Below are 7,522 nucleotides of genomic sequence, written 5' to 3' on the forward strand. Positions count from 1 at the left end.
TCTAGCCGCGTCCGCCCTGGGCGAGCTGCCGGTCCAGCCCTGCGCGGATGAGACCGGCGAAGAGCGGATGGGCGTTGGTCGGGCGGGACTTCAGCTCGGGGTGCGCCTGGGTGGAGACGTAGTACGGGTGCGTCTCCTTGGGCAGCTCCACGAACTCCACGAGCGTGCCGTCCGGGGAGGTGCCGGAGAAGACCAGCCCCGCCTCGGCGAGCTGCTCGCGATAGGCGTTGTTGACCTCGTAACGGTGCCGGTGCCGCTCGGTGATCTCGTTGCTGCCGTAGGTCTCGGCGACCACGGAGCCCTCGGTGAGCTTGGCCTCGTAGGAGCCCAGCCGCATGGTGCCGCCCAGGTCGCCGGCGCCGTCGACGATGGCCTCCTGCTCAGCCATGGTGGCGATCACCGGGTAGGCCGTCTGCGGATCGAACTCGGTGGAGCTCGCCTCGCTCAGGCCCAGCACATTGCGGGCGTATTCGATGACCATGGTCTGCAGACCCAGGCACAGGCCCAGCGCCGGGATGCCGTGGACCCGGGCGTGGCGCAGCGCGCCGATCTTGCCGTCGAGTCCGCGCACGCCGAAGCCGCCGGGCACACAGATCGCGTCCACCCCGTCGAGCGCCTTCGCGGCACCTTCTTCGGAGGCGCACAGATCAGACGCGACCCAGCGGATCTTGGTCTTGGTGCTGTGCGCGAAGCCGCCGGCGCGCAGCGCCTCGGTGACCGAGAGGTAGGCGTCGGGCAGGTCGATGTACTTGCCCACCAGCGCCACTTCGACCTCGTGGTCAGGATTGTGCACCACGTTGAGCAGCTTGGACCACTTGGACCAGTCCACGTCCTTGAACTTCAGGTCCAGGGCCTGGACCACGTAGGCGTCCATGGCCTGCCGGTGCAGGATCCGCGGGATGTCGTAGATGCTGGGGGCGTCGGCGCAGTTGATGACCGCGTCCTCGGCCACGTCGCACATCCGCGAGATCTTGCCGCGGATCTCTGCGGGCAGCTCGCGGTCGCTGCGCAGCACGATCCCGTCGGGCTGGATGCCGATCGATCGCAGCGCTGCCACCGAGTGCTGGGTGGGCTTGGTCTTCAGCTCCTGGCTGGGGCCGATGTAGGGCACCAGGGAGACGTGGAGGAAGAAGACGTTCTGCCGGCCGATGTCCTGACGGACCTGGCGGGCGGCTTCGAGGAACGGCTGGGACTCGATGTCACCGACCGTGCCGCCGATCTCGGTGATGATCACGTCCGGGGCGTCCATACCCTCGGCGGGCAGCCGCATCCGGCGCTTGATCTCGTTGGTGATGTGCGGGATGACCTGCACGGTGTCGCCGAGGTAGTCGCCGCGGCGTTCCTTCTCGATGACGGTTGAATAGATCTGACCGGTGGTCACATTGTTGAGCCCGTCGAGGTTCTCGTCGAGGAATCGCTCGTAATGTCCGATGTCCAGATCCGTCTCGGCGCCGTCTTCGGTGACGAAGACCTCGCCGTGCTGGAACGGGTTCATCGTGCCGGGATCCACATTGAGATAGGGATCCAGCTTCTGCATGACCACTGAGAGGCCACGGGCCCGGAGCAGATGCCCCAGAGAGGAGGCGGTCAGACCCTTGCCGAGGGAGGAGACCACACCCCCCGTGACAAAGATCTGTCGACTAGTAGGGAGGCTGTTCTGGTTCCTGGAACTGTTTCTCTGCACCACGGAGTTCGATCCTAACAGTGAACGGGAGGTGAATGTAGTGCCACGGACGTGAGCTACGGCGCAGCCGCACCGCTGATGAGCTCCCGGGCGTGGGCGCGGGCTGATTCTGAGTCTTCCTGGCCGGCGAGCATCCGAGCGAGCTCGCTGACCCGCTGCTCTTCGTCCAGGGCCGTGACATCGGAGGCGGTGAATCCGCCGGAGGCTGAGTCATCGCGCACCGAGGACTTGAACACCCGGATGTGGTTCTGCGCGTACGCCGCGACCTGGGGCAGGTGGGTGACCACGATGACCTGACGGTGTTTGGCGAGCATCGCGAGCCGGCGTCCGATCTGCACGGCCGCCTTGCCGCCCACCCCGGCGTCGACCTCGTCGAAGATGAAGGTCTCGGTGTCTGACCCCTCGGCGAGGACCACCTCCAGGGCCAGCATCACCCGGGAGAGCTCACCTCCGGAGGCGCCCTTGCCCAGCGGCAGCGGGTCGGCCCCGGGGTGCGGGGCCAGCAGCATCGCGACGGTGTCGGCGCCCTCGGGGCCCAGCTCGGCGGTCTCGGTGACCTCGATGACCATCCGCGCCCGCGGCATGGCCAGGGCGGCGAGCTCCTCGCCGACGGCGGCGCCGAGCTGCTCCCCCGCCTGCGCACGACGACGACGCAGCTCTTGTGCCTCGGTCCAGAGCCGGGCCTGCAGCTCGTCGATCTCCGCGCCGAGCTCCTCGATCCGGTCGGTGTCGGACTGCAGGTTGTGCAGCCGGACCCGTGCCTCTTGGGCCCAGGTCAGCACCGCGTCGATATCGGGTCCGTAGAGCCGGATCAGCCGTTCGAGGTCGGCGCGGCGCTGGTGCACCGCGGCGAGCCGCTCGGGGCCTGATTCATCCAGGTGGGCGGCGTAGATGCCGAGCTCGGAGGCGGCGTCGTTGAGCAGGCTGGAGACGGAGGAGATCTGCTCGGCGATCTCTCCGAGCTCCTTGTCCTGGTCCTGCACGGCGGCCAGTGCGATGGTGGCGGATTCGACGAGGGCCACCGCGTGGGGGACGTCGCCGAGGGCTTCGGCGGCGTCGGGACCGGAGAGGGAGAGCTGGGCGGAGCGGGCTGCCTCACGCAGGGATTCGACGTTCTCAAGCTTCAGCGATTCGGTCTTGAGCTCGTGGTCCTCCCCCGGCAGCGGCTCCACGGCGTCGATCTGTTCCAGGGCGAGCTGGAGCTGTTCGGCCTCGCGGCGTCGTTCGCGCTCGTTGGTGGTGATCTCTTCGAGCTCGACGACCTTGACCTGGTAGCCGGTGAACTTCTGCTTATAGGCGGCGAGCTGCTCGGCGAACTCCTCTCCGGCGTAGCGGTCCAGCGCGCGTCGCTGGGCGGCGGCGGAGCGCAGTCGCAGCTGGTCGCTCTGGCCGTGCACGGTGACCAGGGAGCTTCCGATCTCGCCCAGCAGCGCGATGGGCACGTTGCGACCGCTCACACTGGCGCGGCTGCGGCCCTTGGCGCTGAGCGTGCGGCCGAGCAGGATCTCGACCTCGCCCGGCTGATCGGGCTGGTCAGCAGCCGGAGCTGAGTCGGGGTCTTCGGCACTGGAGTCTTCGGCGCTGGAGGAGTCTGTGTCGATGGAGGAGTCTGCGTGGCTGGAGGAGTCTGCGGCCGCTGCGCCCTCGGGGGTCTCCAGCCAGGCGCCGGCCTCGCGGGCCAGGCCCACGCAGCGGTGTCCGGCGGGGACGGTGATGCCGGCGTCGACCACGGCGTGCGGGGCCCCGGAGCGGATCGCGGAGGCCTCGGCGCGGGCGCCGAGCAGCAGTCCCAGCGCGGTGACCACCATGGTCTTGCCTGCACCGGTCTCACCGGTGACCACGTTGAATCCGGCGTTGAGCGGGAGCTCGGCGTGTTCGATCACGCCGAGGTCGCTGATGGTGACGTAGTCGATCACCGCTTGGTCGCCTCCCCGCGGTGGAAGGCATCGGGGGTCGGGACCTGGTTGGCCGGGTCGACCGGTCCGCGCCAGCCGGTGGTGGGCAGGTTGAACTTGTCCACGAGTCGTTCGGAGAAGGGAGTCTGGTGCACCCGGGCGAGCAGCACGGGTTCCGCGGAGCGGGTGACCTCCACGCGGGAGCCGGGTGGGAGTTCCATGAAGCGACGGCCGTCGCACCAGAGCACTCCCTGTTCGTCCTCGCGCTGCAGGACCTCCACTGCCATGATCGAGTCGGGGTCGGTCACCAGCGGCCGGGAGAACAGCGCGTGGGCGGAGATGGGCACCATGACCAGGGCCTGGACCTCGGGCCAGACCACGGGGCCTCCGGCGGAGAAGGCATAGGCGGTGGATCCGGTGGGGGTGGCCATGACGACGCCGTCGCAGCCGAAGGCGGAGACGGGCCGGCCGTCGATCTCGATGATCAGGTCGATCATGCGTTCGCGGGACTGCTTCTCGATGCTGGCCTCGTTCAGCGCCCAGCTGCTGCCGACGTGGCGGCCGGCGTGCCAGACCTGCACGTCCAGCGCCATCCGGCGCTCCACGGTGTAGTTCTGATCGACCACCCATTGCACAGAGGCGTCGAGTTCGGTGCGTTCGGATTCGGCGAGGAAGCCCACGTGGCCGAGGTTGACCCCCATCAGGGGCAGTCCGGAGCCACGCACGAGGTCCGCGGCGCGCAGGATGGAGCCGTCGCCGCCCAGGACCATGCCGACCTCGCAGTCGGCCAGGGGCACCTCGAGGTCGGCCACGGCCAGCGGCAGGCCGCGCAGCCGGTCCCCGATGACATGGTTCAAGGAGGCGATGTCCCGCTCCAGCATCACCGGGCGGAGTCCCTCGCTGTGCAGCCGCTCTGCGACGGTGACAGCCGCTTCCACGGCGTCGCGCCGACCCGTATGGGCGAGCAGCAGGATCTCTCTGGTCATGGAGCCTCCTTCAGTCGAACTCGACCGAGCCCAGCCTATCGCTCCTGAGCGCGTCTGCCTCGGCAGAGGCTGGAGCAGCATGTTCGGTGCGGCGCAGGTGCAGGAAGAACTCCACGTTTCCGTCCTGGCCGGGCAGGCCCGAGCGGTGGACGGCGACCAGCTTCAGGTGTTGGGCGTCGGCGGCCGAGAGGACAGACTCGACCGCCTCGCGACGCAGCAGCGGACTGGAGACCACCCCGGTGCGGCCCAGCCTGTCCCTGCCGATCTCAAACTGGGGCTTGACCATGAGCAGCAGATCAGCTCCTTCGCTGGCCTGCCCGGCGAGAGCAGGCAGCACCAGTCGCAGGGAGATGAAGGAGAGGTCAGCGACGATCAGATCGAAGGGCTCCCCCAGATCCGTCGGCTTGAGGTGGCGCAGGTTCAGCCCCTCATGGTTCTCCACCCTGGGATCGCCGGCGAGCAGTGCGTGCAGCTGATCGTGGCCGACGTCGACGGCGACGACGTGTGCCGCGCCGCGCTCGAGCAGCACCTGGGTGAAGCCTCCGGTGGAGGCGCCCGCGTCGAGGCAGCGCCTGCCCTGCACCGGGATCTGCGGGGAGGCCGTGAGGACGCCGTCGAGCTTGTGCGCGGAGCGGCTGACCCAGGGGTCTTGATTGCCCACGTCGATCCGCTGGTGCTCGGCCACAGTGGTGGAGGCCTTGTGGATCACGACGCCGTCCACGCTGACCTGGCCCTGAGAGATCAGCTGTCCGGAGCGGGTGCGGCTGGGGACCAGACCGCGGGAGACCATGGCCTTGTCGAGGCGGAGAGCGTCGCTCATCGGCTGCGGTCGGCGGTCTGCTGGAGCCGCTGGTTCAGCTCCTGGACCAGCGCTTCGGCCTCGGCGATGTCGGACTCGAGCTGCTCCAGGCTCAGCTCGGATTCGGGGTGGCCCTGACCATCGGAGAGACCCTCGGAGCCGTGCTGCTGCTGACTCATGTTCCTGCGCGCTCCTGCAGGGCCTGGTGCGAGCCGTCGAAGAGTTGGCCGAGGTCGCGCAGGATCCAGTCGGGGCGCATGGAATCCTCGGCTAGCTGGGCCGACCCGAGGGTGTCGATGCCGGTCAGGACCAGGGCGGTGTCGAACCCAGCTCGGTTTCCGCCCAGCACGTCGGTGTCGAGCCGGTCCCCGATGACCAGGGGACGCTGCATCTTCAGCGCCTTGGCGGCCTGGGTGAACATCACGGGCTCCGGCTTGCCTGCGGCGGTAGGGGTGGTTCCGGTGGCGCGGCCGACAGCTTCGACGAGGGCACCGTTGCCTGGGGCGATGCCGTGCTCACGGGGAATGCTCAGGTCGAGGTTGGTGGCAAACCACTGCGCGCCGTTGTTCACGGCATAAGCGGCCTCAGCGAGGTCTGCCCACCCCAGTCCGGGGTCGAAGCCCTGGATCACTGCGGCGGGGTGATCCGCTGCGGACTCGGCCAGGTGGAACCCGGCCTCCTGCACCAGGGTTCGCAGGTAGCCGCTGCCGGTGACCAGCACCTTGGAGCCAGGGTCGAGCGCCGCACTGAGCAGAGCGATCCCGGCGGGGGCGGAGCCGAAGACCTCGTGGGTCAGCGCGGGGATACCGAGCTCGTTGAGGTGGCCTGCGACCTGCTCAGCGGAGCGGGAGGCATTATTGGTGACGTACCCGCGCGGAACATCTCGGCTGACCAGCTGCTCCACCGCGTGGGCGGCCCCGGGAATGGCATGAGGTCCGGCGTAGAGCACGCCGTCGAGATCGAAGAGGACACCGTCGTAGGAGTCCAGGAGACTCGAGGTCATGCACGTCCTCCGCGTCGGCGGTCCTGGTCCCGGCTCTGATCACGGCCCCGGTCGCCGCCCTTGGACCGTCCCAGGACGTCTTTGACCTTGGGCAGATCGGCGGGTTCGTCGTCGAAGTCGAGGATCTCAGGATCTTCGAAGGCGCCGGTGCCCAGTGCGCGCTCAGCGGCGAAGGCCTGTTCCCGCCAGCGCTGGGCCTCCTCGCCGCGGCCGACGGTCTCGAGTGCGGCCGCGTAGGCGGTGAACAGCCGGGGCGAGAAGCTGAAGGCCCGGTTGATGTCGAGTTCAGGGACCTCCAGAGCAGTCACCGCGGAGGCATTGTCGCCAAGGTCGGTGTAGGCCCCAGAGACGACCATCGCCATCTCGGCACGGACGGGACCAGTGAGACCTGCGACCTCTTCGGACTGGGAGAGTTCGATGGCCTTCTCCGGGCGATCGAGTCCGCGTTCACAGTCGGCCAGGACCGGCAGGTGGGTCTGGTCGCCGCTGATCCGGCGGTAGGTGCGCAGCTCGCGCAGCGCTTCGGCGAAGTCACCTGCGGCGTAGGCGGTCAGCCCTACCGCTTCGCGCACGATGCCGAGACGGCCGCCACGGCGGGAGGCCGCGAGGGCATGCTGAAACGCGACGTCGGGGGCGACGTCGACGAGTCGTCCCGCCATGACGAGGTGCTTGGCCACCCATGGACGGTTGACGTCGTCGAGGGTGCGCAGCTGGAGCAGGGCCGCGCGGTCCAGCTCCTTGCCGGTGACATCCTCGTCGATCTCAGGAGAACGCGTGCGATCGTCGCTGTTGGACCGGCGGAGGTCACGCGGATTGCGCGGGGGCCGTGGGCGGTCGCCGTAGGACTCGTCAGGCATAGCTTCTTGGTTCTCCTTGGATTACGTGCGCAGGGCCATCCCAGGATACCGCCTGAAGCGGCGCAGACGGCCTTATAGCTGCTGTGGACGGGAAGCGCGAGACTTGGGTGATCTGGCGAGCAATTGAATAGTCCCAGAAACAGAAAAAGGCCGTACCGGAGATGTCCCCGGACGGCCAGAAAGAATCTGCAATGACTGCGCATTGTTGCTCATCAACGCGCTCATTGTAGGACGCGTGACGCTGGTGGGTTCATGGTCATTGAACTGGCGCGCGGCGCGTTATCCAGGACCCGAACTA

The 7,522-nt window shown here is 68.4% G+C and carries 7 protein-coding genes; all 7 read right to left on the reverse strand.

Annotated features, from left to right (window positions below; all coding sequences use genetic code 11):
- Nucleotide 1: 1 nt before the first annotated feature.
- From pyrG to ACHAA4_RS14920, 7 genes are read right to left on the reverse strand one after another with little or no spacing between them, the layout of a single operon-like run.
- Nucleotides 2-1,705, reverse strand: a complete 1,704-nt coding sequence (gene pyrG / locus ACHAA4_RS14890) for a CTP synthase (protein ID WP_435774971.1) — start codon at nucleotides 1,703-1,705, stop codon at nucleotides 2-4.
- 35 nt (nucleotides 1,706-1,740) lie between these two features.
- Nucleotides 1,741-3,600 carry a DNA repair protein RecN gene (locus ACHAA4_RS14895; RefSeq protein WP_435774963.1) on the reverse strand — a complete coding sequence of 620 codons (1,860 nt, stop codon included), beginning with the start codon at nucleotides 3,598-3,600 and terminating at the stop codon, nucleotides 1,741-1,743.
- Nucleotides 3,597-4,565 carry an NAD kinase gene (locus tag ACHAA4_RS14900; RefSeq protein ID WP_435774964.1) on the reverse strand — a complete coding sequence of 323 codons (969 nt, stop codon included), beginning with the start codon at nucleotides 4,563-4,565 and terminating at the stop codon, nucleotides 3,597-3,599. The genes ACHAA4_RS14895 and ACHAA4_RS14900 overlap by 4 nt, the downstream gene beginning before the upstream one ends.
- Nucleotides 4,566-4,575: 10 nt before the next feature.
- Nucleotides 4,576-5,385, reverse strand: coding sequence for a TlyA family RNA methyltransferase (locus ACHAA4_RS14905; protein ID WP_435774965.1), 810 nt, complete (start codon nucleotides 5,383-5,385; stop codon nucleotides 4,576-4,578).
- Nucleotides 5,382-5,543: a hypothetical protein gene (locus ACHAA4_RS14910; protein WP_435774966.1), complete on the reverse strand. Its 162-nt coding sequence runs from the start codon at nucleotides 5,541-5,543 to the stop codon at nucleotides 5,382-5,384. The genes ACHAA4_RS14905 and ACHAA4_RS14910 overlap by 4 nt, the downstream gene beginning before the upstream one ends.
- Nucleotides 5,540-6,367 (reverse strand): HAD-IIA family hydrolase, encoded by an 828-nt coding sequence (locus ACHAA4_RS14915; RefSeq protein WP_435774967.1) that lies wholly within the window; start codon nucleotides 6,365-6,367, stop codon nucleotides 5,540-5,542. The genes ACHAA4_RS14910 and ACHAA4_RS14915 overlap by 4 nt, the downstream gene beginning before the upstream one ends.
- Nucleotides 6,364-7,224 carry a hypothetical protein gene (locus ACHAA4_RS14920; RefSeq protein WP_435774968.1) on the reverse strand — a complete coding sequence of 287 codons (861 nt, stop codon included), beginning with the start codon at nucleotides 7,222-7,224 and terminating at the stop codon, nucleotides 6,364-6,366. Before ACHAA4_RS14920 ends, ACHAA4_RS14915 begins: the two co-directional genes overlap by 4 nt.
- Between the last annotated feature and the right edge of the window lie 298 nt (nucleotides 7,225-7,522).

It is taken from the genome of Nesterenkonia maliinae, from assembly GCF_051262655.1.
GTDB lineage: Bacteria > Actinomycetota > Actinomycetes > Actinomycetales > Micrococcaceae > Nesterenkonia.

What these genes read in the sequence shown, in the direction of transcription:
- ACHAA4_RS14910 (WP_435774966.1), bottom strand. Translation starts at nt 5,543, where the DNA reads ATGAGTCAGCAGCAGCACGGCTCCGAGGGTCTCTCCGATGGTCAGGGC.
- ACHAA4_RS14915 (WP_435774967.1), bottom strand. Translation starts at nt 6,367, where the DNA reads ATGACCTCGAGTCTCCTGGACTCCTACGACGGTGTCCTCTTCGATCTC.
- ACHAA4_RS14905 (WP_435774965.1), bottom strand. Translation starts at nt 5,385, where the DNA reads ATGAGCGACGCTCTCCGCCTCGACAAGGCCATGGTCTCCCGCGGTCTG.
- ACHAA4_RS14920 (WP_435774968.1), bottom strand. Translation starts at nt 7,224, where the DNA reads ATGCCTGACGAGTCCTACGGCGACCGCCCACGGCCCCCGCGCAATCCG.
- ACHAA4_RS14900 (WP_435774964.1), bottom strand. Translation starts at nt 4,565, where the DNA reads ATGACCAGAGAGATCCTGCTGCTCGCCCATACGGGTCGGCGCGACGCC.